This window comes from Nocardioides sp. (assembly GCF_004803405.1).
Lineage (GTDB): Bacteria > Actinomycetota > Actinomycetes > Propionibacteriales > Nocardioidaceae > Nocardioides > Nocardioides vastitatis.
Genome location: NZ_SSXI01000095.1, coordinates 8,874 through 32,584, shown reverse-complemented (window position 1 = coordinate 32,584; position 23,711 = coordinate 8,874). Strand labels below are relative to the sequence as shown.

The 23,711-nt window shown below is 68.2% G+C and carries 23 protein-coding genes; 9 read left to right on the top strand and 14 right to left on the bottom strand.

The window, feature by feature from the left end; genetic code table 11:
- Positions 1–706 (top strand): nuclease-related domain-containing protein (locus E7Z54_RS07165; protein ID WP_136432340.1); only part of this gene is annotated, 706 nt, incomplete at its 5' end.
- Between the two features lie 58 nt (positions 707–764).
- Here the strand turns inward: E7Z54_RS07165 and E7Z54_RS07160 are convergent.
- On the bottom strand, positions 765–1,382 hold the full coding sequence (locus E7Z54_RS07160; RefSeq protein WP_136432338.1) for a DUF2510 domain-containing protein: 618 nt from the start codon (positions 1,380–1,382) through the stop codon (positions 765–767).
- Positions 1,383–1,796: 414 nt separating this feature from the next.
- Between E7Z54_RS07160 and E7Z54_RS07155 the strand changes: the two genes are divergently transcribed.
- On the top strand, positions 1,797–3,128 hold the full coding sequence (locus E7Z54_RS07155; protein WP_136432336.1) for a hypothetical protein: 1,332 nt from the start codon (positions 1,797–1,799) through the stop codon (positions 3,126–3,128).
- Between the two features lie 29 nt (positions 3,129–3,157).
- Here the strand turns inward: E7Z54_RS07155 and E7Z54_RS07150 are convergent, their stop codons facing one another.
- The 3 genes from E7Z54_RS07150 to E7Z54_RS07140 are packed head-to-tail and all read right to left on the bottom strand — an operon-like array spanning position 3,158 to position 4,188.
- Complete coding sequence (locus E7Z54_RS07150; RefSeq protein ID WP_240769557.1) at positions 3,158–3,499, bottom strand: DUF3140 domain-containing protein; 342 nt, start codon at positions 3,497–3,499, stop codon at positions 3,158–3,160.
- 4 nt (positions 3,500–3,503) lie between these two features.
- The gene (locus E7Z54_RS07145) at positions 3,504–3,713 is read right to left on the bottom strand and encodes a DUF2945 domain-containing protein (protein ID WP_136432334.1); all 210 of its coding nucleotides are present in this window, start codon (positions 3,711–3,713) and stop codon (positions 3,504–3,506) included.
- Positions 3,714–3,726: 13 nt separating this feature from the next.
- Complete coding sequence (locus E7Z54_RS07140; protein WP_136432332.1) at positions 3,727–4,188, bottom strand: SRPBCC family protein; 462 nt, start codon at positions 4,186–4,188, stop codon at positions 3,727–3,729.
- A 255-nt stretch (positions 4,189–4,443) separates the two neighbouring features.
- Between E7Z54_RS07140 and E7Z54_RS24175 the strand changes: the two genes are divergently transcribed.
- The 3 genes from E7Z54_RS24175 (at position 4,444) to E7Z54_RS07130 (ending at position 6,814) form a co-directional block, all read left to right on the top strand.
- A complete protein-coding gene (locus E7Z54_RS24175) occupies positions 4,444–4,572 on the top strand; it encodes a hypothetical protein (protein WP_276606208.1) in 129 nt (42 codons plus the stop codon).
- Positions 4,573–4,736: 164 nt separating this feature from the next.
- Complete coding sequence (locus E7Z54_RS07135) at positions 4,737–5,921, top strand: zinc-dependent alcohol dehydrogenase (RefSeq protein WP_136432331.1); 1,185 nt, start codon at positions 4,737–4,739, stop codon at positions 5,919–5,921.
- Positions 5,918–6,814: an SDR family NAD(P)-dependent oxidoreductase gene (locus E7Z54_RS07130; RefSeq protein ID WP_136432329.1), complete on the top strand. Its 897-nt coding sequence runs from the start codon at positions 5,918–5,920 to the stop codon at positions 6,812–6,814. Before E7Z54_RS07135 ends, E7Z54_RS07130 begins: the two co-directional genes overlap by 4 nt.
- A gap of 106 nt (positions 6,815–6,920) precedes the next feature.
- On the opposite strand, the gene E7Z54_RS07125 is transcribed toward E7Z54_RS07130, so the two are convergent.
- Complete coding sequence (locus tag E7Z54_RS07125) at positions 6,921–7,697, bottom strand: pyridoxamine 5'-phosphate oxidase family protein (RefSeq protein ID WP_136432327.1); 777 nt, start codon at positions 7,695–7,697, stop codon at positions 6,921–6,923.
- A 139-nt stretch (positions 7,698–7,836) separates the two neighbouring features.
- Here E7Z54_RS07125 and E7Z54_RS07120 point away from each other — a divergent pair, with 139 nt between their 5' ends.
- The 3 genes from E7Z54_RS07120 (at position 7,837) to E7Z54_RS07110 (ending at position 11,073) form a co-directional block, all read left to right on the top strand.
- The gene (locus E7Z54_RS07120) at positions 7,837–9,591 is read left to right on the top strand and encodes a carbon starvation CstA family protein (protein WP_206056058.1); all 1,755 of its coding nucleotides are present in this window, start codon (positions 7,837–7,839) and stop codon (positions 9,589–9,591) included.
- Positions 9,588–10,001 carry a hypothetical protein gene (locus E7Z54_RS07115; RefSeq protein WP_136432323.1) on the top strand — a complete coding sequence of 138 codons (414 nt, stop codon included), beginning with the start codon at positions 9,588–9,590 and terminating at the stop codon, positions 9,999–10,001. The genes E7Z54_RS07120 and E7Z54_RS07115 overlap by 4 nt, the downstream gene beginning before the upstream one ends.
- 250 nt (positions 10,002–10,251) lie before the next feature.
- On the top strand, positions 10,252–11,073 hold the full coding sequence (locus E7Z54_RS07110) for a class II glutamine amidotransferase (RefSeq protein WP_136432322.1): 822 nt from the start codon (positions 10,252–10,254) through the stop codon (positions 11,071–11,073).
- Positions 11,074–11,472: 399 nt separating this feature from the next.
- Here the strand turns inward: E7Z54_RS07110 and E7Z54_RS07105 are convergent, their stop codons facing one another.
- From E7Z54_RS07105 to E7Z54_RS07070, 8 genes are read right to left on the bottom strand one after another with little or no spacing between them, the layout of a single operon-like run.
- A complete protein-coding gene (locus E7Z54_RS07105; protein WP_136432320.1) occupies positions 11,473–11,841 on the bottom strand; it encodes a CBU_0592 family membrane protein in 369 nt (122 codons plus the stop codon).
- The gene (locus E7Z54_RS07100; protein WP_136432318.1) at positions 11,838–12,647 is read right to left on the bottom strand and encodes an enoyl-CoA hydratase/isomerase family protein; all 810 of its coding nucleotides are present in this window, start codon (positions 12,645–12,647) and stop codon (positions 11,838–11,840) included. The genes E7Z54_RS07105 and E7Z54_RS07100 overlap by 4 nt, the downstream gene beginning before the upstream one ends.
- Entirely contained in the window at positions 12,644–13,711 is a 1,068-nt protein-coding gene (locus E7Z54_RS07095; protein ID WP_136432316.1) for an enoyl-CoA hydratase/isomerase family protein, read from the bottom strand. Before E7Z54_RS07095 ends, E7Z54_RS07100 begins: the two co-directional genes overlap by 4 nt.
- A complete protein-coding gene (locus E7Z54_RS07090) occupies positions 13,704–15,218 on the bottom strand; it encodes a CoA-acylating methylmalonate-semialdehyde dehydrogenase (RefSeq protein ID WP_136432314.1) in 1,515 nt (504 codons plus the stop codon). Before E7Z54_RS07090 ends, E7Z54_RS07095 begins: the two co-directional genes overlap by 8 nt.
- Before the next feature lie 20 nt (positions 15,219–15,238).
- Positions 15,239–16,399, bottom strand: a complete 1,161-nt coding sequence (locus E7Z54_RS07085; RefSeq protein ID WP_136432312.1) for an iron-containing alcohol dehydrogenase — start codon at positions 16,397–16,399, stop codon at positions 15,239–15,241.
- Between the two features lie 11 nt (positions 16,400–16,410).
- Positions 16,411–17,220, bottom strand: a complete 810-nt coding sequence (locus E7Z54_RS07080) for an enoyl-CoA hydratase (protein ID WP_276606207.1) — start codon at positions 17,218–17,220, stop codon at positions 16,411–16,413.
- Positions 17,217–18,497, bottom strand: a complete 1,281-nt coding sequence (gene ccrA, locus E7Z54_RS07075; protein ID WP_136432310.1) for a crotonyl-CoA carboxylase/reductase — start codon at positions 18,495–18,497, stop codon at positions 17,217–17,219. Before ccrA ends, E7Z54_RS07080 begins: the two co-directional genes overlap by 4 nt.
- Before the next feature lie 38 nt (positions 18,498–18,535).
- Positions 18,536–20,605, bottom strand: a complete 2,070-nt coding sequence (locus E7Z54_RS07070) for an acetate--CoA ligase family protein (RefSeq protein ID WP_136432308.1) — start codon at positions 20,603–20,605, stop codon at positions 18,536–18,538.
- Between the two features lie 167 nt (positions 20,606–20,772).
- Here E7Z54_RS07070 and E7Z54_RS07065 point away from each other — a divergent pair, with 167 nt between their 5' ends.
- The gene (locus E7Z54_RS07065) at positions 20,773–21,390 is read left to right on the top strand and encodes a TetR/AcrR family transcriptional regulator (RefSeq protein ID WP_136432306.1); all 618 of its coding nucleotides are present in this window, start codon (positions 20,773–20,775) and stop codon (positions 21,388–21,390) included.
- 75 nt (positions 21,391–21,465) lie between these two features.
- On the opposite strand, the gene E7Z54_RS07060 is transcribed toward E7Z54_RS07065, so the two are convergent.
- A complete protein-coding gene (locus E7Z54_RS07060; RefSeq protein ID WP_206056057.1) occupies positions 21,466–23,043 on the bottom strand; it encodes a BCCT family transporter in 1,578 nt (525 codons plus the stop codon).
- Positions 23,044–23,711 lie beyond the last annotated feature (668 nt).

Below are 23,711 nucleotides of genomic sequence, written 5' to 3'. Positions count from 1 at the left end.
ATCGACGCAGATCAGATGTCACCTATCCGTGCAGCAGACCCATCACGTGTTGGTTGGGCCGGGCGGCGCCTACGCAGTCGAGACTAAGTGGAGCGGCTCGTCCTGGCAGTCTGATTATGGCGTGGGCCGGCTGCAAGAGGCGATTGAGCAAGCGAAGGACAACGAGCGCCTACTTCGCTTGTGGCACCCGTTCAAGAGTCAACAGATCCCGGTTACCGCGGTCGTGGTGTTGTGGGGTCGCGGACTCTCGAAATGGCCAGAGCATGATCAGGTGCGGCTGATTGACGACGTGCATGTCATTGCGGGCCCAGCGCTACGCCGATGGCTCGATCGCACCGCCTCGGTCGTTCTCGAGAACTCCCAGGTCGAGACTGCCTGGGCGGCCATGGAAGCCCACGTGTCACGACGGGATCCGATCGACGCGCAACTGCATCCGATCCCGACGTCGCTCGCGGAATGGGCGGTCCGGAGCGCCGCTGCAGTGAGTTCCGCCTGCCTGGCTATTTTGGTATTCGGCCGACTACTCGAAACGGCGAGTCGCTGGTGGGTGGCTGCCTCTGCGTCGCTGCTCCTCGTGTTGCCCGCCGTCATTGTTCGTCGAGCGGTCTCTTCCCAGCCCGTGGTCTGGTCAGCGTGGGCTTGGGGATTCACGATGCTGATGCTCCCGATTGCGCTCACGGTCGCTGTCGCGGCGTCCAGCCTCTGACGGGCGCCTAGAACCAAGTATGTCTATCCACCGCCTGTGGGTTGCTTCGGCGGCGTATTCAGCGGATGTCGAGTCGGGGTGCGGCCGCGGTTTGTCGTGCGGCGGCGGCGAGGCGTTCGGTGTCCTTGCGGTCGCGGATCTGCACGGTCCATAACGGCTGCCCGTACTTCTTGCGACCCGTCGGCTTTCCGACGACGGTCAGCCGCCGTTGTGCGGGGTCGTAGTGAATGCCGCCAACGTCGAGCCAGCGGGACTCCAGATGGACGCTCTTGAGAACGCCGATCCAGGAGAACAGGATCCTATGGGTGGTGACGGCGAGGACGCCCGTGCCGCCGCAGACTGCGGACGCCACGGCGAGCACGGTCTCGTCGGGGTAGAGCTTCTGCTCAAGCTGGTTGAGCTCCTTGCCCGCACCCAGCAGATTTCGGGCCGCCGCCACGGCGGCTGCAATGTCGTCCCGGCGTTTCGGTTGGGCGGGCTGGGTTGGCGCGGCTGCGGCCACCGGTGTGTGCGCGACGGGCTCCAGCCGCGAATCACGGGTCCAGAAGGTCCATCGGGCGCCGTCGAAGTAGCGGCGCAGCTGCTGATCCAGCGGATCGGGATACCAGCCCGCGGCGAGTGCCGCCGGCGAGGGCGGTGGCGGTGGCGGAGTGCTGCCCGGCGGCGGATAGTTCACAGCGCCGGGGCCTGTCGCCGCGCCGGGTTCGAGGCGCGGAACTCGGGTGCCTCGGCGTCCTCGCTGTACTCCAAGACGTGGTCGTGTCCGACCCCAACCGTGAGTAACCGTGGTGGGGCGACCGAGTGGAGACCGTCGTGATGGATGCACTCGACGCCGACCAGGTCACTGCCGCCTGCGAAGGCGTGGACGCGGTGTAACACCTGATCCACGGAATGGGCGGCGACGGCTTCGCTGCGAGCGACCGCAAAGCGGCTAGCAACCTGGCGACCGGCGTGCGGACCCCACGGCATCGATCGGGTCGTCTACCTCTCCGGAATCGTCCCGGACATCGACGAGTCCGAGATCTCACAACACCTCAAGTCCCGACGCGAGGTCGAGCAAATCCTCATTGACCTGCCCGCGACCGTCGTCGTGCTGCGCGCCGCGGTGCTCCTGGGCAGCGGGTCCACCTCATTCGAGATCATCCGGCAGGTCAGCGAGCGGATGCCCGTGCACACGGTGCCGTCATGGATGGACTCCATGGTCCAGCCGATAGCGACCGTCGACGTGCTCGCGGCGCTGGTTGGTGCGCTCGAGTACGCGGGCCGGTCGCGTCATTTCGACGTGGGAGGACCGGACCAGTTGCGTTACGGCGCGCTGCTCGAGGCCTACACGGTGCATGCTGGGCTGAAGCGACCGCAGGTCAACGTGCCGTTGTTGCCGACGGCGCTGGTCGGCACGCTGGTGGGTAGCCTCACCGACGTGCCTCGAGCAATGGTCGAGGCGCTGGTCGAAAGCCTGCACCACGACATGATCGCCGCGGATGACGACTTCCGGGAGGTGTTGCTGCCGCGGGGACACCGCCTGGTGGGGCTGGCCGACGCCTTTCGCCGCTCGCTGGCATCCGGCGGGTCTGTGCCCGAGGACTCAGACCCGATGGGGCCCTTGCCGCAGGACCCTGCTTGGGCCAGCGGCGGTGACGACCGTCCCGCGTTGGCCAAGGTGGTTGACACGGTCAAGATGTTCCGCCGAGCTGAGATCTCGACGTCCGACCGGTCGGCCCCACCGGATACGACAACTAGGCGGCGAGGCTGTCACGTGGAGGGAGCTGTGCCAGTGCTCACGTGGGTGCGCCGAGCGCTCTGGGACGTCGTTCCGCGCGACCACCGGGAGCCCTCGACCGCCCGGCGGCACCGGCTGCTGACGATCCTGTCGGTCGCGGTCGTCGGGGCCGTGGTCCTCGGCTTCGCCTTGCGCGTCGAGCCGGGCAGCGCCTCGTTCTACTGGTGGACGCTCGTCCTCGCCGGGGTATGGGTCATCGGCGCCTTCGCCGCCGGCCCGCTACACCTCGGGCGGATCAGGTCCCGCTCGGGTTTCGTCCGTCCGATCGTCACCCCGATCGTCGTCGGTCTGGTGCTGGTGGCTCTCTTCGTCGTCGGGGGCCTGGTCGTGCGCGAGATCCCGGCGTTGGACGCCCAGGTACGCCACGTCCTGGTCTTCGCCGACGAGGGTGCGCTGCCGCTCGTCGTCCTGGTCACGGCGGTCAACGGCATCGCCGAGAAGCTGTTCTTCCGCGGCGCGCTCTACGCCGCCGTCACCCGCCACCCGGTCGCGGTCACTACGTTCGCCAACGCGCTCGTAGTCCTCGCGGCGGGCAACCTGATGCTGACGCTCGCCGCGGTGCTCCTCGCGGTCGTCGTGGGGTGTGATGACGCCCGCACAGACCGCAACCGTTCGCTCGCCAGATTCGCGGCGCTCTGCTGACCATCGCGGGAGCAGGGACGCGTTTGCGGTCATTTCTCGGTGTCGTGCCCCCAGTTCATCAGGGAGTAGCGCCATGCGGAGTCGGTGCTGTCGCCCGCGGGACGCTGGGCGAGGTGGCGGTGGACGTAGCCGACCACCTTGCGCATGTGGGCAGCGTCCTCAGCGGTGAGGTCGGACTTCGGGGTGCGCAGGATCTGCACGATCCGGCGGCCGGAGCGGTGACCAGTCGACTCGTCGCCGGAGCTCTTGTCCCCGACCGCCCTGGACTCCTCGGTCTCGAGGAAGTCCTCGAGCTCCTTCGCGGTCATGTTTACGGCTTCCTGCCACTCCTCCCAGACGTCCGCGACGGAATCGTCGGTGCTGTCGGCCACAAGATCACGCCCGGCTGAGTGCGGACGGCTTGTGCACGGCTTCGCCGCCGCTCTTGTCGCTGCGGACGAGGTACTGCGGCTCGTCCTTGCTCGCTCGCACCTGTCGCCCCGCGAGCTCGGCGTCCTCAGTGATCTTGCGGACGACCTCGCCCTCGGCCGTGCCGCCATGGCTCTTCCACGTCACGCGGTCGCCCTTCGTGAACTCCTGGGTCATCGCGGGCTGTGCCTCAGCTGTCGGCCGGGACGTCGCCGCGCCATGCGCCGGTCTCGCGGCCGCGACTCTCGATGAACTCCTTGAACCGCTCGAGGTCGCCCTTCACGCGGTGCTCGTCGACGTTCACCGCCGAGCCGACCTTCTCGACGATTCCCGAGGGCTTCCAGTCGATCTGCACCATCACCCGCGACTTCTCGTCGTCGAGCCGGTGGAAGGTCACCACCCCGGCGTGCTGGGCCTCTCCTCCCGTGCTCGCCCACGCCACCCTCTCGTCGGGGTGCTGCTCGGTCATCTCTGCGTCGAATTCCCGCTCGACCCCGGCGATGTTGGTGACCCAGTGGAGGTGGGTGTCGTCGACCTGCGTGATCGACTCCACGCCCGACATGAACTCGGGGAACGACTCGAACTGCGTCCACTGGTTGTATGCCACGCTGGCCGGTACGTCGACGTCGATGGACTGCTGGATCTGTGTCACGGACCGTCGCCTTCCTGATTTGCAGAGATGGAGAGGCCACGAGGGAAGGTCGCGGCGTGCCTCGCGGTACCCAGGGGGCACCGACGTAAACGCAGACGCATTCCGACTCGTCCGTTGGCAGCCTTGTCGCACCAACCACGAGAGAGTGAGTTACAGCGCCAAGAAAGCCGCGCACTATGTGCTGAGCACCCCGCACGCGACCTCCGAGGCGGGTCATATCTGCTGCGGTCGTGGGTACTGGGCTGACGTATCCCCGTGAAGAGAACTGAGACCGCGATGGCTGAGGACTGGCTGCACTTCGTGCTGGTCCTCGGCATGGTAGGCCTCGGGGTCCTCGGCCGCCGGCCGCCGGCAGGCTCGCCCGCGACCACGGTCGGTCGGTGATGTCCGGACTCTTGGACGTCGCGCACATGGCCTTCGCGCGGGGCGCGGGCCCGCGGGCAAAGTCGACTACTTCGCACGTCACCCACCCAGGTTGGACGTCCACGCAGCGGTGCGTCGTATCGCCCAGTTAGGAATACGACCAGCAGGCAGAGGAGATGCTTGGCATGAAGGCTCTGACATTCCACGGTCGTCGAGACGTCCGCGTCGACGAGGTCCCGGATCCCCGCATCGAACAACCGACGGACGCAATCATCAAGGTGACGTCCTCGGCCATCTGCGGTTCGGACCTCCACCTCTACGAGGTGCTCGGGCCGTTCCTGAGCAAGGGCGACATCCTGGGTCACGAGCCGATGGGGATCGTGGAGGAGGTCGGGGCCGAGGTCAGTCACATCAAGCCCGGCGACCGGGTCGTGATCCCGTTCAACATCTCCTGCGGCTCCTGCTGGATGTGCGAGCGAGGTCTGTTCGCCCAGTGCGAGACGACCCAGAATCGCGACACGGGCAAGGGCGCCTCACTGTTCGGCTACACCGAGCTCTACGGATCGGTCCCCGGAGGGCAGGCGGAGTTTCTGCGCGTGCCTCAGGCTCACTTCGGTCCGATCAAGGTTCCCGATGAGCACCCGGACGAGCGCTTTCTGTTCCTCTCCGACATCCTCCCTACCGCCTGGCAGGCCGTGAAGTTCGCAGAGCTGCCGGAGGACGGCACCCTGGCGGTGCTCGGTGCAGGCCCGGTGGGTCAGTTCTGCGCCAGGATCGGACGCCACCTCGGAGCGTCCCGAGTCGTCGTGGTCGACTCGGTGCCCGAACGGCTGGAGATGGCACGCCGCCACGGCGCCGAGACAGTGGATAGCAACGACGTGGACGACGTAGCCGAAGCACTGATCGAGATGACGTCGGGCCGTGGCCCGGATGGTGTCATCGACGCCGTGGGCATGGAGGCTCACGACTCGCCCGTCGGTAAGGCAGCGCACGCAGTCGTCGCCGCCCTGCCCGATTCGGTCGCCAAGCCGCTCGCGGACAAGATGGCCGTCGACCGGATGGGCGCCCTCCGGGCTGCGATCAAGTCGGTCCGGCGCGGCGGGACGGTTTCCGTCAGCGGCGTGTACGGCGGTGAGGTCGACCCGATGCCGATGATGGAGATGTTCGACCGGGGCATCACCATGCGCATGGGTCAATGCCACGTGAAACGCTGGATCGATGACATCCTCCCGGCGGTCATGGACGACTCGGACCCACTGGGAACCCTGGACTTGACGACTCACCACCTCCCACTCGACCAGGCTCCCCACGGCTACGAGATCTTTCAGAAGAAGCAGGACAGCTGCATCAAGGTGGTACTCCACCCGTGAGCACGACCGACGAACCGACGAGCGCCATCATCACTGGCGCGTCCTCCGGGATCGGCCGTGCGACAGCGCACCTGCTTGCCGCGGAAGGCACCCGGCTCGTGCTCGCTGCGCGATCGCCCGAGGCTCTGGAGCTGGCCCGGCAGGAATGCGTCGGCCGAGGAGCGGCCAGCGTCCTGGTCGTTCCCACCGACGTGGCTGACGCCGCGGCCGTGGGGCGACTGTTCTCGCGTGCATCCGAGGAGTTCGGGGCCATCCACGGCGTCGTGCATGCCGCTGCAGTGCTGACCTACGGACGCTTCGTGGATGTGCCACAAGACGTCTTCGACCGCACGGTGGCGACCAATCTCACCGGCACCGCCAATGTCGCTCGTGAGGCTCTGCATCTGTTTCAAGAGCAGAAGAGCGGCTCACTCGTGGTGCTCGGCTCGGTGATGAGCAAGATGGCGGCGCCGCTCGTGAGCCCCTACGGCTCCAGCAAATGGGCCGTTCACGGACTGGTCCGTACGCTTCAGATCGAGGCACGAGAGATGACCGGCATCGACATCAGCCTGGTCTCGCCCGGCGGTGTGAACACCCCGATCTACGACCAGGCCGGCAGCTACACCGGTCATCCCGGACATCCACCACCGCCCGTCTATTCCCCGGAACGAGTGGCCCGGCAGGTGGTGCATGCCCTGGACCATCCAGAGCGCGACGCAAACGTGGGGATCGCCAACCCCCTCATGGTCTTTGGGTTCAGGGCGCTGCCAAGCGTCTACGACGTGCTGGTCGGGCCGCTGATGCGACTCCTGGGCCAGGGCCGCGCGGACGTGGGCGACAACCCCGGCAACGTGCACGAGCCGGTCCCGGCTCTGGAGGCAGTGCGCGGGCGCTGGCCGCACGTCTGGGGTTGAGACGTGACGCCGCTCGGCATGCTGCGGCGCAGAGCTCGGGTCGTCCTGTCCGTGCCGGCGCGCGTACGACGTGGCCACCCCACGGGGCCGGGCGTCATCGGGTGGCTCACGCGCGTCGAAGGGCCTCGATGCAACGCCTCTCCAGCGCGCGCTGACGCCGCCAGCGTTGGAGCACTCCGGGCACCGGGCCCAGACCGGGGCGTGCGGGAGCATCGAGTACTCGGAAGGCCGTCCCGTCCCACCTGCCGCGGTACTGCCACTGCGACCAGCGTTCGAGGTCGGGGAACGACGCGTCCTGCCCGAAGAGCACGGCGGGGCCGGCATCTGGCACGGGCCCGACGACGTCGAGTGTGAGGACGTCGTCGTGGTCCTGCCGGAGACGGGCAACCGCGACCTCCGGTCGATCCCGGTTGGCGACGACGAGCAGATGGGAGGTGCTGTCGTCCCGAGCGGGAACCGGCCGGATTGATGCCACGTCGATCTCCACGACCAGCCGCGGGAGGTACCACCAGTGCTCGCGCATCAGCAGCAGCGAGTCCGCCAGCAGCCGCGAAGGGGGGAAGCGGCGCAGTTCCTGGGCGAGCAGGTCTGCCACGAAGAGGTCACCGCTGGGGTCCTCCAGCAGGCGAGGCGTTCCCTCGATGAGGACGGGCCTGAACCCGGTGCCGGTCGAGCGGATCTCCCGCAGCGCGAGGACGAGAGTGGACGACGAGGCCACCTGGCGAGCGACCGACTCGGCGGCGTAGGTGAAGGCGAGTGCGGGTTGGTCCCTGCGCACCAGCGCGACGACACCGCGCACCTGCGGATCGCCCGCGGGGTCGAGCCAGCTGAGCTCAGCCAGCGAGGAGGCATTGATCGCCTTGGCGACGGTCGTGTCGCTCACGCCACCTCCTGACGGCCCGCATCTCTGCCGATCTTGACTGTTGAGGCCAGATCGTCCTGGGTCCATCATGGTGTCAAGAGCGTCTCTCCCGCGTGTTGGCGAGACCCGCCGCCCGCGGGACAGGCAGAAGGAGCTCACCGTGCCTGCCATCGTCGTTGCTGCCGTGGTCGGCGTCCTTTTCTTCCTGGGATACCGCTACTACTCGGCCTACCTGGCCAACAGGATTTACGCGCTGGACCCGGCGTTCGTGACCCCGGCACACCAGCTCACGGACGGTGTGGACTACGTGCCCACCAACAAGCACGTGGTGTTCGGGCACCACTTCACCTCCGTCGCCGGAGCCGCCCCCATCGTCGGCCCGGCGATCGCCGTCTTCTGGGGGTGGGGCCCGGCGCTTGCCTGGATCGTGCTCGGCACGATCTTCGCCGCCGGAGTCCACGACTTCGGGTCCCTTGCGGTGTCGCTGCGTCACCGCGCCCGCAACATCGGCTCGATCGCCCACGACGTGATCAGCACCCGGGCTCGCACGCTCTTCTTGTTGATCATCTTCTTCCTGCTGACGCTGGTGAATGCCGTGTTCGCGGTCGTCATCGGCAATCTCTTCGTGGCGAACCCCGGCGCGGTCATCCCGATCGTGGTCGAGATCCCGATCGCGATCTTCATCGGGCAGTACATCTACAAGACCCGCTCCGCGGCCCTGGTCCCCTCACTCGTGGGCGTAGCGCTGCTCTACGCGCTGATCTGGGTCGGCCAGCAGTACCCCGTCGACATCGCGCCGCTGTCCGAGGCCATCGGCATCGACAACCCCCGCAACCTGTGGGTCATCCTGCTGTTCGCCTACACCTTCGTGGCGTCACGTCTGCCTGTGTGGATGCTGCTCCAGCCCCGCGACTACATCAACTCACACCAGCTGTTCATCGCGCTCGGAGTCATCGGCCTGGGCATGCTCGTCGGCTGGAACCAGATCGTCGCCCCGGTGGTCAACGACGTGCCCGCCGACTCCCCCTCGATCTTCCCCTTCCTGTTCATCACGATCGCGTGCGGTGCGATCTCGGGGTTCCACTCGCTCGTCTCCTCTGGGACGACCGCCAAGCAGATCGACAAGGAGACCGACGCGAGGTACGTCGGGTACATGGGCGCTGTGGGCGAGGGAAGTCTGGCCACCGGGGCCGTCCTCGCGGCCACCGCCGGAGTCGTGGCGAGCCGAGCCGACTGGGATGCGCTCTACCCCGACTTCAACACCGCGTCCGGCGGCGCTGTGGGCAACTTCGTCAACGGGGTCGCGGTCTTCGCCAACAACCTGCTGATCCCGCTGGACCTTGCGGTCATCTTCGCCGCGGTCGTGGTGATCTCGTTCGCCGCGACCACCATGGACACCGGCGTCCGACTACAGCGCTACATCGTGCAGGAGATCGCCGAGGTGGCGGGCTGGCACAGGTTGGCACGCAACCTCACGTGGGCGAGTCTCGTCGCGGTCGCCGTACCCCTGGCCATGGCCTTGATCCCGGGTGGTGGCGACGCCGGCTACACCTTCGGGGTTCTGTGGCGACTCTTCGGCACGACGAACCAGCTCACTGCCGGGCTCGCCCTGACGGTCGTCGCGGTCTGGGTCCTGCGGATGAAGCGCAACCCGCTGCCCGCAGTCGTGCCCCTGGTGTTCCTCCTGGCGATGACCACCTGGGCGTTGTTCATCCAGTTCTGGGACTTCGTGGAGGCCGAGGGCCGAAGCGAGCGCTTCGTCCTGGCCCCGCTCGACGGGATCATCTTCGTCCTCGCGCTCTGGCTGATCGTCGAGGCCGCGATGGCGTTGCGCAAGGGCGCCGCTCGCCGCGAGTACGACGACATGGGCAGTCCTCTCGATGCGGACGTCGACACCGGGGAGGCCAGACAGTGACCACGCGGGTCGTGCTCGTGCGCCCCTGGCGCGACGCGCGCGTCGGCAGTAGCTGCTGCGGCGGCGGCGACGCCCGTCACGGCATCTGCTTCGACGAGCGGGTCGACATCTCCACCGAGCACGACGCGGAGAAGGACCTGGTGGCACAGGTCTACCTGAGGCTGCGGGACGAGCTTCCCGACGTCGACGTGCAGATCGTCGGCGCAGAGAACACGGCCTACCTGGTGCCGACCGTCTTCCGGGCGGTGCATCGCCGACGAGGCGTGCGCGCCGCGCTCGCTGAGGTCAATCGAGCCACCACCGCCGGCTCAGTGCTCTTCAACGGTGAGCGATTGGGTGACGTCATCACACTCGGCGCCGGTGGGGTCGTGAAGGAGGTCCGGAGAAGGGTCGCTCAGATCGCGGGCTGAGAAGCAGGGAGACGGCGGTCGCGTCGATCCCAGCCACGCAGCATCGTGTGCGGCGGCCTCGCCCCGCCCACGAATGCGGCCACTGAGGAGGTTGTCACCCGCCTGTCGGCGCGGACTACCGGTGCGCTCGCGTCCGGCTGGGCGCCGGACTATCCGCTGGCCAGCGGGGTTGCTTGCTCACACTGTGCGCGGGACCCTGGAACTGGGCCGCCCGCCGGCTCGCAGGCCATCATGAAGGGGCCGGTCCACCGTGTGCCGACTGCTCGGCTTTGTCGCCCACCGACCGACATCGGTGCTCGAGGTGCTCGGGAAGGAGCACTTCGACGCGTTCACCGCGCTGACGGCCGTGCACGGCGACGGCTGGGGCATGGCCTGGCTGGACCCGGCGTCCCACACCATCCGCAGTGTGACCTCGGCCGAATCGGCCATCGCCGATGGGGCATACGCGCAACTAGCTCGTCAGCGGCTCGGCCCGGCCGGCATGCTGCACCTCCGGTGGGCGACACCGGGCTTGCCGGTGACACCGCAGAACACCCACCCGTTCGTCGATGGCGGGTACGCGTTCGCGCACAACGGGCACATCGCGCCCGTCGACCGGCTGGAAGGCCTGCTCACCCAGGAGGCGCGCGCCGCGCTCCGCGGCGACACCGACAGCGAGCGGTACTTCAGATTCGTCAAGCAATGCATCGCCGAGCAAGGTGACGACGCCGAAGGCCTCAGCCAGGCGCTCGGTGTACTGACCAGCTCGTTCCCTGCGGCGAGCCTCAACGCGCTGCTGATGACTCCCACGCACATGTTCGGCGTCCACATCAACAGCAGGGCGTCGGCGCCCGTCGACGGGTTGCGCAGGCTCTTCTCCTCCGCAGAGGAGATTCCCTATCGACACACAGACGACTACTTCGCGATGGACTTCCGGCGCGCCCCGGACGCCGTGCACGTCATCTCGAGCGGCATCGACCCCGCCGGCTGGATGCCGGTGCCCGATGACACCGCAGCAGCGGTCGATCTCGCGTCGCTCGAGATCACACGCCTGGACGGGTGGGCGACCGCGCGCACCGAGGAGTCCGACTGACCGAGCCTCGGCTCGACCCTGGAGATGAGCAGTTCCACGACCTCATTCAGGTCAGCGTCCTCGACCCCCGTCGATCCGCCGCAACGGACTTCCGGGTCGCGAGTAGCGAAGATCGAGCGGAGGCCGATCTCAATGCACCGGGTTAGCGAATTTGGACCGTCCTCACAGAGGTCTCTTCGACGCGGGACGGTGACGCTCGCGAGGGCGGTGAGCCCAGCGACTGCCAGGGCGCAGGTCAGCACGCGCGAACGCAGCATCAAAGACTCCAGCTGGGGTTCCCAAGAAGATGACCGCCCGATGCTATCTACCGGCGACTCGCTCCGAGGAAGAACATCTGGCAGCGACCCTGGCACCGCGGCGGCGGGATCGAACGGCCTGCGGGTGGCTGTGCACCGATCCTCACATCGCGGCATCCGGTGGCAGATCGCCCTTGTGGGGCGCTGTGCACGAGGGCAGCAACGGTGGCCGGCTGAGCCGACTGGACGATCGCGCCCAGCCAGCGGCCGCGATGCATAGCCACACGAGATTCAGCGCCGCCGAAGGCCACGCGGCGTTGGCTGCGGCATTGACGCCGAGCCCGGTGCCGCCGGCGATGTTGAGGACGGCGGACCACCTCGATGTTGCGGGTATCCAGCCGAGCGTCGTCAGCCCGTAGGCAAGAACCACCAGGGCGGCTCCGAGCCAGCCGGTGATCTCGATGGCAATGTGCGCGGGGAGTTCCGTGACGTCAACCTCTCTCGGTGTATCGACGGGTATGGGGCCGGTCACGCCTGGTAGCGCGAGTCTCGCCAGGCGAGGGCGGCCTTGAGTCCTTCCGCTTTGGCGATCTTGTCGAACTCTTGCTGTTCGGGCGTGTTCGCGCCGTTGAGGATGGCGGAGATGTCGAGGTTCGCGTTGACCGCCTCGCGAAGTCCCATCGCCTCGTACGCTCGGTTGAGGGCCTGCTTGGTGAGCCGGAGGATGGCGAGGGGCGTGGGGGCGATCCGTCGCGCAAGCCCCTGCGCGGTGGCCTCGAGGTCCTCGCGCGGAACGACCGTGTTCACGAGCCCGGCGGCGAGTGCCGCGTGGGCGTCGATCCTGTCGCCGGTGAAGAGGAGCTCGTTGGTCTTCTTCTGACCGAGCACGAAGGGCATGAGCAGGGTGACCGGACCCGACCCGTACTGGATCTCGGGCTCACCGAACTGGGCGTCCTCCGCGGCGACGACGAGGTCGCACGCCATCGCGAGTTCGCAGCCGCCGGCGAGGCAGTAGCCCTGGACCACGGCGATGGTCGGCTTGGGGCAGGACCAGACGGCCATGGTCATGTCGGAGTCGCGCTTGAGGACGGGCTGCCAGTCCAGGGGGGACTCGGTGCCGTCTTCGACCTCGTCGTTGATGTCGAAACCGGCGCAGAATGCGCGTCCGGCACCGGCGATGAGCACCACCTTGACGTTGTCGTCCTCGCCGGCCTCGGCGATCCGACGGCTGAGCTGTTCGACCACCTCGCCGTTCATCGCATTGAGCTTGTCGGGGCGGTTGAGCGTGATCGTGGCGATCCCGTTGTGGCTCTCGTACAGGACTACGTCGGTCGTCATCGCATGCTCATTTCTCTCGGTGAGTTGTCGGCGTGATCGGTCCAGCGCGCGCGCCCGGCGGAGTCCAGCCCACCGAACCGGGAGCGTCCCCAGACGGGCTGGCGGTCCTTGTCTACGAGGGCCGCACGGACGCCTTCGACGAAGTCGTCGGTGAGCGTGATCCGGCGCGCGAGTTCCAGCTCGGCACCGAGGCAGTCCCGCAGGGTGTGCTGGCGTGCCCACCGCAGTAGGGCGAGGGTGACGTCGAGACTCTGCACCGAGACCGCCTCGAGCTCGTCGAGGGTGGATCGTGACCAGGCCGTGTTCGAGCGTCGGAGCCTGCCTTTGATCTCCTCGACGTCCCGCGCTGTGAAGCACCAGTCGATCTCCCCGCGGTGCATGGCGATCCTGCTCTCCCCCACGGGCGTCCGCGTCACGAGTCGGCTCAGGACATGGTCGACCGGTTCGTGCCTGCTGTTCGCGAGGGCGTCCGCCACCTGGTCTGCGGTCAGGTCCGCCGCGAAGTGGGTGGCAAGGCCGGTGCAGAGCGCGTCTGCCGCGTCGATCCGGTGCCCGGTCAGCCCGAGGTAGATGCCGATCGATCCGGGGAGCCGGGACAGGAAGTAGCTGGCTCCGACGTCGGGAAAGAACCCGATCGCGGTCTCCGGCATCGCGAGCACGGCCCGGTCGGTCACCAGCCGGAACGCGCCGTGGATCGACAGGCCCATGCCGCCCCCCATGCAGATGCCGTCGATGAACGAGACGATCGGGGCCTCGTAAGCGGCGACTCGTGCGTTCATGGCGTACTCGGTAGCGAAGAACGACTCGCTGGCCGAGAGATCTCCGGCGAGTGTGTTCTCGCGGATCGCGCGGATGTCGCCCCCGGCGCAGAAGGCCTTCGGGCTGGAACTGTCGATCAGCACCACCCCACCCTGGCCGGACCAGGCGGCCAGGGTGTCGTCGATGGCGCGGACCATCGGTGTGGTGAGTGCGTTCAGTGCGCCCGGTCGGTCCAGGGTGATTCGCCCGATGCCGGATCCGACTCGGACGCGCACCCCGTCGAGCAGGATGCCGGTCTCAGCCATGGGTGGGCATGGTGTACGCGGCCTTGACCTGGGTCTCGTTGGGCCAACGGGTGGTCGCGGTCTTGTAGCGGGTGTAGAACCGCACGCCCTCGGGTCCGTGGATGTGGTGGTCACCGAAGAGCGAGCGCTTCCAGCCGCCGAAGGAGTGGAAGGCCATCGGGACCGGGATCGGGACGTTGACTCCGACCATGCCCGCCTTGACCTTCGCGAGGAAGGTCCGGGCTGCGCCGCCGTCGGCAGTGAAGATCGCGGTGCCGTTGCCGAACTCGTGGTCGTTGACCAGCTCGAGCGCCTCGTTGAAGGAGCCCGCGCGAACGATGGAGAGGACCGGGCCGAAGATCTCCTCCCGGTATATCCGCATCTTCGGCGAGACGTGGTCGAACAGGGTGCCCCCCAGGAAGAACCCGTCCTCGCGGCCGGGCACCTGGTGGCCGCGGCCGTCGACCACGAGGTCCGCGCCCTCGTCGACGCCGATGGCGACGTACTCCGCGACCTTGTCGCGGTGTGCGGCGGTGACCAGTGGCCCCATCTCGACATCGGGCTCGATGCCGTCGCCGATCTTGAGGGTGGCCAGCGCCTCGATCAGGCGCTCGCGCAGGATGATGGCGGTCTCCTCGCCGACCGGAACGGCGACCGAGATGGCCATGCAGCGTTCACCGGCCGAGCCGTAGGCGGCTCCCATCAGGCTGGCCACGACCTGGTCCATGTCGGCGTCGGGCATGACCACCATGTGGTTCTTGGCTCCGCCGAGCGCCTGGACCCGCTTGCCCTGATCGGAGGCGGTCTTGTGAACGTACTCGGCGATCGGGGTCGAGCCCACGAAGCTGACCGCCTCGACCTGCGGGTGGTGCAGCAGCGCGTCGACGGCGACCTTGTCGCCGTGGACGACGTTGAAGACACCGTCAGGCAGTCCGGCCTCTTTGAGGAGAAGGGCGAGCTCGACGCTGAGCGTGGGGTCCTTCTCCGAGGGCTTCATCACGAAGTTGTTGCCGCAAGCCAGCGCCACCGGGAACATCCACATCGGGACCATCGCGGGGAAGTTGAACGGCGAGATGCCGGCCACGACACCGAGCGGCTGGCGGAAGGAGACGCCGTCGACGGCGCGGCCGACGTTCTCGGAGAACTCACCCTTGAGCTGCTGGGGAATGCCGCAGGCGAACTCGACGACCTCCAGGCCGCGGATCACCTCGCCCACCGCGTCGGAGTGAACCTTGCCGTGCTCGGCGGTGATGATCTTTGCCAGCCGCTCGGTGTTCTGCTCGACCAGGTCGCGGAAGCGGAACAGGATCCGGGCACGGACGTGGGGAGGCGTGTCCGCCCAGGCCTCGAACGCGGTCGCAGCGGCGTTGACCGCGTGGTCGACATCGGCGGCGGTGGCCAGGGCGACCTGCCCGGTGACCTGTCCGGTGGCTGGGTTGTAGACGTCGGCGCGGCGTTCGGCGTCGCGGGCCTCGAGGACCCCGTTGATGAAGTGGTTGATCTCGAAGGGCTGGTCTGCGTTGCTCACGAGGGTTTCTCCCGGGGTGGTCAGCTGAAGATCTTGGCGTACAGGGACTCGATGTCGTCTGCGGTCGGAACGACGGGGTTGTTGGCCGGCGACCCCGAGGCCAGGGCCTGTTGAGCCATGACCGGCGTCAGGGCGTCCCACTTCTCACGCGAGATGCCGTGGGCCTCCGGCGTGGGAACGTGCAGGTCGGCGCACAGCTGGGTGACCTCATCGACCAGCGCGAGCGAGGCATGTGCGTCGGCGGTAGCGTCGCTGGCCACGCCGAGTGCCCGTGCCACCTGGGCGTAGCGGTCCTCGGCGCCGCCGACGGAGAAGGCGGTGACGGCGGGCAGGAGCATCGCGTTGGACAGGCCGTGGGCGACCTGGAAGTTGCCGCCGATCGGCCGGCTCATCCCGTGGATGAGGGTCACGCTGGCATTGGAGAACGCGATGCCGGCCTCCAGCGACGCGAGCATCATCGCCTCACGGGCGTCGCGGTCGTGACCGTCGGCGTAAACGCGGCGCAGGTTGCGGCCGATGGCCGTGATCGCGGCCATCGCCATCGAGTCGGAGAAGGGGTTGGCCTTGCGGCTGACGTAGGCCTCGATGGCGTGGCACAGCGCGTCGACGCCGGTGTCGGCCGTGAGCCGCGCCGGCATCGACTCGGTGAGCTCGAAGTCGATGATGGCGGCTGCGGGGAGGAACCCGAGGCCGATGCAGAGCATCTTCTCGCTGTTGGCGCTGTCGGTGATGACAGTGAACTGGGTTGCCTCCGACCCGCTGCCCGAGGTCGTCGGGATGGCGATGACCGGGAGAACCGGGCCCAGGTTGACCTTCGGGGCCTTGTAGTCGCGCATGTGCCCGCCCTGCTTGCTGAGCAGGGCGAGCGCCTTTGCGGTGTCGATCGGGCTGCCGCCACCCAGGCCGATCAGTGCGTCGGCCTGGTGGTGGGCGATCGCGGCGACACCAGCGGCAAGCGAGTCCGTCGTGGGGTCCGGAACCGTCTCGGAGAACAGGGCGGCGTCCAGGCCGCCCTGTTTGAGCGCGTTCAGGACCAGATCCGCAGTGCCGCTGACGACCATGAACGGGTCGGTGACGAGCAGTGGACGAGTGACACCGAGCGTCGAGGCGACGTCAGCGGCCTCGGTGACGGCTCCGGCTCCGATCCGGAGCATCCGGGGCAGCGCGATGCTGGCAACCATGTGCGTGCCTTTCAGCGGTTGTTGAACTCGGGGCGGCGCTTGTCGAGGAACGCGCTCATTCCCTCGGCCTGGCCGTCGGTGGCGAAGGCGGCGTGGAAGAGCCGACGCTCGAACCGCAGACCCTCGGCGAGCGGGGTCTCGAACGCGGAGTTCACCGCTTCCTTGGCCATCAGGACAGCCGGCCTGGAGAAGGCCGCGATCTTCTCGGCGGCCGCGAGGGCTTCGGTGAGCAACTCCTCGGCGGGGACCACGCGGGCGACGAGGCCGATCCGCTCTGCCTCCTCCGCGTCGATCATGCGGCCGGTCAGGACCAGGTCCATGGCCTTGGCCTTGCCGACAGACCGGGTGAGGCGTTGCGTGCCGCCGGCACCGGGAAGGATGCCGATGGTGATCTCGGGCTGTCCGAACTTGGCGGTGTCGGCGGCGATGATGAAGTCGCACATCATCGCGAGTTCGGCGCCACCTCCCAGCGCGAAGCCGGCCACGGCCGCGATGACGGGCTTGCGGCTCTTGGCCGGCGCTTCCCAGGTGCTGGTGATGAAGTCCTCGAGGTAGACGTCGGCGAAGGACTTGGGCTGCATCTCCTTGATGTCTGCACCGGCGCCGAATGCCTTGGGGCTGCCGGTGATCACGATCGCGCCGATGCGCTCGTCGACCTCGAGCCGCTCCAGGGCGTCGGTGAGCTCCTTGGTGAGCGTGTCGCACAGGGCGTTGAGGGCCTCGGGGCGGTTCAGAGTGATGAGCCCGACGGTGTCTCGGTGCTCGAGGAGGATGTGTTCGTAGGTCACGGTCAGGTCGTGGCTGAGGTCGGTGGTGGTCACTGTCGTCCCGTTCCTGGTGCGGAGGCGCCGATGAGCGCGGAGATGTTGCCGCGGACGTCCTCGCCGCGGCCCATGGCGGCGTGAGCTTGGCCCAGCTCGTTGAAGGCGATGGTCTTGCCGAGCGCGGGGTCGATCTTCCCGTCCACGACCAGCTGGTTGTAGGCGATGGCCTGCTCGTCGTTGGTGCCGTGGGAGCCCTGGAAGCGCTTCTGTCGCGTCCAGTGGTAGCGCAGGTCGACCATCGCGTCGAAGCCGGTCGTTCCGGCACAGATGACGACCATGCCGCCGGGACGGCACACGAAGATGCTGGTCGGCACGGTGGCCGCCCCGGGGTGCTCGAAGACGATCGCGGGGTCCTCGCGGGAGCCGGCGATCTCCCAGATGCGCTTGCCGAAGGCCCGGGCGCCGGCAGTCCACTCGCGTTGCCCGGCGGTATCGTCGACCAGCGGCGGGACGCCCCAGTGGCTGAAGTCCTTGCGGTTGATGTAGCCGATCGCGCCGAACTGCATCGCGTACTTGCCACGCTCGTCGTCGGAGACCACGGCGATGGCACGCCCGCCCGCGGCCTCGACCAGCTGAGAGGCCTGGGTGCCCAGCCCGCCGGAGCCGCCCCAGACCAGGACGAGGTCACCGGGCTGGACGGTGTTTCCGGCGAACCCGTGCAGCATGCGGTAGGCCGTGGTGCCCACGAGCGTCGGTGCGGCGGCCTCTTCCCAGGTCAGGTGCGGGGCCTTCGGCAGGACCTGGTGGGCCTGGACTCGGGCGAACTGGCCGAACGCGCCGTAGTTGGTGTCGTAGCCCCAGATCCGCGCCGTGGGGCCGATCATCGGGTCGCGGCCGGCGAGCAGCCACGGGTCGTCGCTGTCCCAGTAGCCGGGGTGGGTGACGACGTGGTCGCCGACCTCAATGCCCTCGACGTCCTCGCCGACCGCGTAGACGATGCCGGAGAGGTCGGAGCCGCCGACGTGGAAGTCCTCGGGTTCGCCGCGCTTCTGGCGGGTGGCGATCTGGTCCACGGGGTAGCCGCGGGCCGCCCAGACGTTGTTGTAGTTGATGCCGGCGGCCATGACCGCGATCAGCACCTCGTCGGGACCGATCCGGGGGGTGCTGACGACCTCCTCGCGGAACGCCGTGGCGGGGTCGCCGAACCGATCCTGTCGCACGACAGATGCGGTCATCGTGGCCGGCACCTCTCCCAGCGGCGGGAGCTGGCCGATCGGAACCGGCTGGGTTCCGGCGGTGGTCACCGGTCGACGTGCCTCGTCAGTGGTGGGCATGGGGATCCTTTCGTGGGCTGAGCTGGTCGTCTGGTGGGTCACGCGAGTGGGGTGAGGATGATGCGGGCGTCCAGTGCGATGGCCTCGTGCGGCGTCACTGCGACCGGGTTGCACTCGATCTCCGCGATCTCGGGGTGGGCCGCGGCGAACTGCGACAGCTCGGCGACCAGGGTTGCCGCGGCCGCGAGGTTGACGCTCGGCTTGCCGCGGTAGCCGTCGAGCAGCGGTGCGGCGCGCAACTGCTGGAGCAGCCGAAGGGCGTCGGATGGCGTGAGTGGTCCCATCGCGCACTGGGTGTCGTGCAGGAGCTCGGTGAGGACACCGCCGGCTCCGACCAGAACCACGGTCCCGAACGCTGGGTCTCGGCGCACGCCGATGATCAGTTCGACGGCGTCACTGAGGTCGGCCATCTCCTCCACGGAGACCGCCGGCGGCGCCAGCCGGTCCTGGAGGTCGTGCCAGGCGCCGAGCAGCTCGTCCTCGGTGTCGATGCCGAGGACTACGCCACCTCGGTCGCTCTTGTGCTCATCGCCGAGCGCCTTGAGGACGAGTGGATAGGAAAGGGCTCGGGCCTTGGTAACGAGTTCGTCGGCGGTCTCCACTCGGGCGGCGGGCACGAACGGGACGCCGGTCCGGGCGAGGGTGACTCGCGCGTTCCAGTAGTCACCGTCTTGGATCGGCGTGGCCCGGTCGGGCAGCTCCGGGACACCGGTGGGCCGGCGCTTGCCCCGCTCTACGAGACGGCGCAGGACCCACGCGGCTTCCTCGACGTGCCGGTACACCGCGACACCGCCCTCCCGGAGGGCTTGGGCTGCGGGAGACGTGTCGAACATGAGCTGGGCGATCAGGCAGCTCTGGTTCTGAGTTACCGTCGCGGCGAGGTCCTTCGCAGCGAGCACCTCGCTGGCGGCCAGGTCGACGGAGTACTCGCCGTAGCCGCCGAGGTAGCCGGTCAGCAGCGTCGCGTCGACGTCGGAGGAGTCCGCCAGAGCCTCGGTGACCCTCACGAACACCGACGGGTCACGCTCGCCGGCACCGGCGGTGTCGATCGGGTTGGCCGTGCCCCCGCTGTCGGGCAGCAATGCGCTGATGCGCATGTGGGTGTCGGACTCGAAGGGTTCGACGAGCAGGCCGGCCTCCTCCAGAGCGTCGCTGGCCAGCGACGCATGTCCACCGCCGTCGGCGAAGACGGCGACCCTGGGACCGGTGGGGGCAGTGGTCCTGACCAGTGCCTGGAGCAGGTTGGCGGCCTCGCGCGGGCTGGAGACGAACTCGGCGCCCACCGCGTCGCAGGCTGCCTGGATCACGGTGTGCGAGGTGACCATCGAGCCGGTGTGGGAGGCGGCCCCCCGGGCGGACGCCTGGCCTCGACCGGCGGCGAGCAGCACGACCGGCTTGCCGGCTGCCTCGGCTCGGGCTGCCGCGGCGGCGAACTTGCGGCCGTCGTTGATGCCCTCGCTGTAGACCGCGATCGCGGCCGTTCCCTCGTGGTCGACACAGGCCTCGATCAGGTCGGCGGTGTCCAGGTCGGCCTGGTTGCCCAGGCTGGCGAACCGGGAGATACCCAGGCCATAGGCGGCCAACTGCTGTGCCAGGTCGATAGCCAGGTTCCCGCTCTGGGAGAGGAGGGCGATCGTGCCCGGGACGAAGTCGTTGACCGTGGCGTCCAGCCCCGAGGTGTGGTCCAGAACGCCCAGGCAGTTGGGGCCGAGCATCACGGCGCCGGCTTCGCGCACACGGGCGGCGATGGTCTCCTGCAGGCGGCGACCCTCCGGGCCGGACTCGCCGAGGCTGGCCGTGATCCCGACGATCGCGCTCACTCCCGCGGCGAGGGCGTCGTCGACCGCGGCTTCGTAGGCAGACGCCGGGACCGCGACCACCGCCAGGTCCACCGGTTCGCCAACCTCGGCGATCGAGGCGAATGTCTTCCTCCCTAGGACCTCGGGTCGGCGGGCGTTCACCAGGTAGGCGGGGCGGCGGCCGGCCAGGGCGCGGACGGCCAGCCAGTTGCCGTACTTGCCCGGGTCGTCACTGGCGCCCACCACCGCGATGGATCGCGGGTCGAACAGGGCGGAGACGTCACGGGTCTGCGTGGCGAGGGTGCGCATGTGGATTGGTCCGTTCCAAGGTCGAGAGGTGCCATAATACAAGATTATTGGCCTGTGTAAAGGTGTGTCTTCTTGATGCTTGAGAGGTGTGCGGTGACGGCTTACTACGATCTACCTGGTGCACGGGGACGGCTCCCGGGCTTCGGGAGCGGAAGGCGGTTCGATCCATGACATTGGAACGCGAGGCCGAGGCGACGATCGAGCCGCGCAAGCTGCAGATCATGACCGTCACCGAGCGGCTGATCGCGGAGCAGGGCTTCGACGGCCTTCGGCTGCGTGACGTCGCCAAGGACGCGAGGGTCTCGATCGGCCTGATTCAGCACTACTTCGACACCCGCGACGCGCTGGTCCTCGAGACCCTCAGGCATGCGAGCTGGCGTCGAGCCGCGGAGTGGGAGTCCCTGGGCGCCGGCGTCGATGACCCGGTGGAGCGCACTCGCGTCCTCCTGCGCGGCTCGATCGCGGATCGCGAGCGTTGCCAGGCCTGGATGGAGACGTGCGCTTCCTCGACCCGGCATCCGGACCTGCTGCCGATGATCACGAGGATCTACGAGGCCTGGCAGGGTGCCCTCCGCAGCGCGTTGCAAGGGGGCATTGAAGCCGGTGCGTTTCAGCCGGTCGTGCCACTGGACCAGGTGCTCGACACCATCATGGCGATGATCGACGGGCTCATGGTCGCTGTCGGGCTCCAGGTCTACGAGTTCGACCGGGCGTACCGGGCCGCCCTGCTCCAGGACATCGCCGGCCGACTCCTCCAGTACGACTTCGGACCTCTCGACGCCTGAGGTGCCTCGTCCCGCTCGGCGGCGGCATCCCGGGTGGCGCGATCGCTCGCGCCACCCGGGCATCGTGAGCATCACTCAGGGCCGCGGTGCGACCGCAGCCACTCGGTCGATCGGGCCCAACTCCCCACGGGAGGCCGTACCACCTTCCGGTGCCTGCTCCTCGGTGGGTCGCTCAACGAGCGGGATCGCCTCCCCCTCCGGGTGGTCGAGACGCAGCTGCTTCACCAGGGCAACGCTCATCGCGATCAGGATCGCGGTGAACGGCGCACAGATCACGACCATGGCGGACTGGATAGCGGACAGACCGCCTGCCAGCATGAGAACCGATGCCGCGGCAGCGGTCGCCACGCCCCAGAAGACCACCACCGGCCGCCGTGGACTCTCCGACCCGCCAGTGGACAGGATCCCCATCACGACGGTGGCTGCGTCCACGCCGCTGATGAAGAACAGGGCGACCAGCACCATCGCGACGGTCGTCATCACCGATGTCAACGGGTAGTGCTCGAAGACGCTGAACAGCGCGGTCGACGGGTCTGCTGCAACCGCGGAGGAGATGTCGGCAATCCCGTTCAGGTCGAGATAGGTGGCCGCTCCGCCGAAGAGGGCGAACCAGACGGCACTGACGGCGGTCGGGATCAGGGTCACCCCCAGCACCAGCTCGCGGATCGTCCGTCCCCGGGAGATACGGGCGATGAACATACCGACGAACGGTGCCCACGAGATCCACCAGACCCAGTAGTAGACCGTCCAGGCCTGGACCCACTCGCCCTGCCCGTACGTGCCGGTGCGCGCGCTCATCGGCAGCAGGTTCTGCAGGTAGCTGGTCATCGACTCGACGACACTGTTGCCGAGGAAGGCCGAGGGGCCGACCACGACCATGAACAGGGCCATCAGCACGCTCGCGACCATGGCGGTGTTGGCCAGGAACTGCACGCCCTTGGCCACGCCGGTCACGGCCGAGAGAATGACGACGACCATCATGCCGACGATCAGGGCGAGGGCGACGGTGTCGGAGTTCTCGACGCCGTAGAGCCGGCTCATCGCCCCGTTGATCTGCAGCGCGCCGAGGCCAAGGGAGGGAATCACCCCGAAGAGCGTCGCGAACAGCGCGAGGCTGTTGACGACGTGGCCGACCCAGCCGTCCACACGGGCGCCCAACAGCGGTCGAAGCGGCTCGCTCACCAGGAAGCGCCGCCCGTGGCGGTAGCCGAAGTAGGAGAACGTCAGGCCGGCGACCGCGAAGATCGCCCAGCCGTGAATTCCCCAGTGGAAGATGGCGTAGTCGATGCCGGCCCGGGCCGCCTGCTCGGTCTCCGGCTCGGCGACCCCGGGGGGCGGGGAGGTGAAATGCATCATGGGCTCGGCGACGCCGTAGAAGATCAGGCCGATTCCGAGTCCGGCAGCGAACATCATCGCGATCCACGACGCAGTGCGGAACTCCGGGCGGTCCTCAGGAGCCCCCAGGCGTACCCGAGCGAATCGGCTGCACGCCAAGTAGATGCAGAAGAGCACCATCGCGTTGGTCGTGAGGATGATCAACCAGCCGAAGTGGCGGGTGACCCAGCCGAAGGACTCGGCAGAGATGGTGCCGAGGCTCTCCGGCGCCAGAAGGCCGTAGGTCACGAATGCGACGGTCAGGACCGCGGTGGGCACGAACACCCTCACGTCGAGGCGCCCGTCCGCCCTCTCCGGCCTGGCGTCCTGAGCTACGTCAGATGCGCTCATTCCTGTCTCACTTCCGCCGAGGACCCTCGGCTGTTGAAGATGCGACGCGGTCACTGTGGGCGGCAATCTCCGAGGGTGCGCGCGCCTGTCGCGATGTGCGTCGGATCACATGGATGCTGTGACTGGGAACACAGTAATAACGCATTATGGTCCCGTCAAGGGGGTGCGGAGCATTGGCTCAGAGCGACGCCGGGAGGTCTCGACCCACCGGTCCCGCGTGCCTCGAATCGACCCGAATCGCGGCGTGACCGAGGGGTGACGCCTGGCCCGAGCACGCGACCGGGGATGCCCGACACGGCCCCGCCACCTTCGCCCGGGGGGAGGGCTGTTCGTCGTCTCGCGGCGCGACAGGGGGTCGTTCGGTGCGACTGTCTAGGCCATTGGCCCCAGATGCGACGCGAACCTGCGAACCACAGGCCCGGCGCTGCATACGTTGAGCGCGAGCTCCCGGGGCTCACGGGGGTACTCGGGCTTCAAGCGAAAGGTTCCATCCAATGCATCAGTCCACCAAGATCATTGCCGCCGCCACCGCGGCAGGGTTCGTCGCGTTCGGCGCGTCCGCGTTCACCGCGACCAGCACCCTCGATGACTCGGCG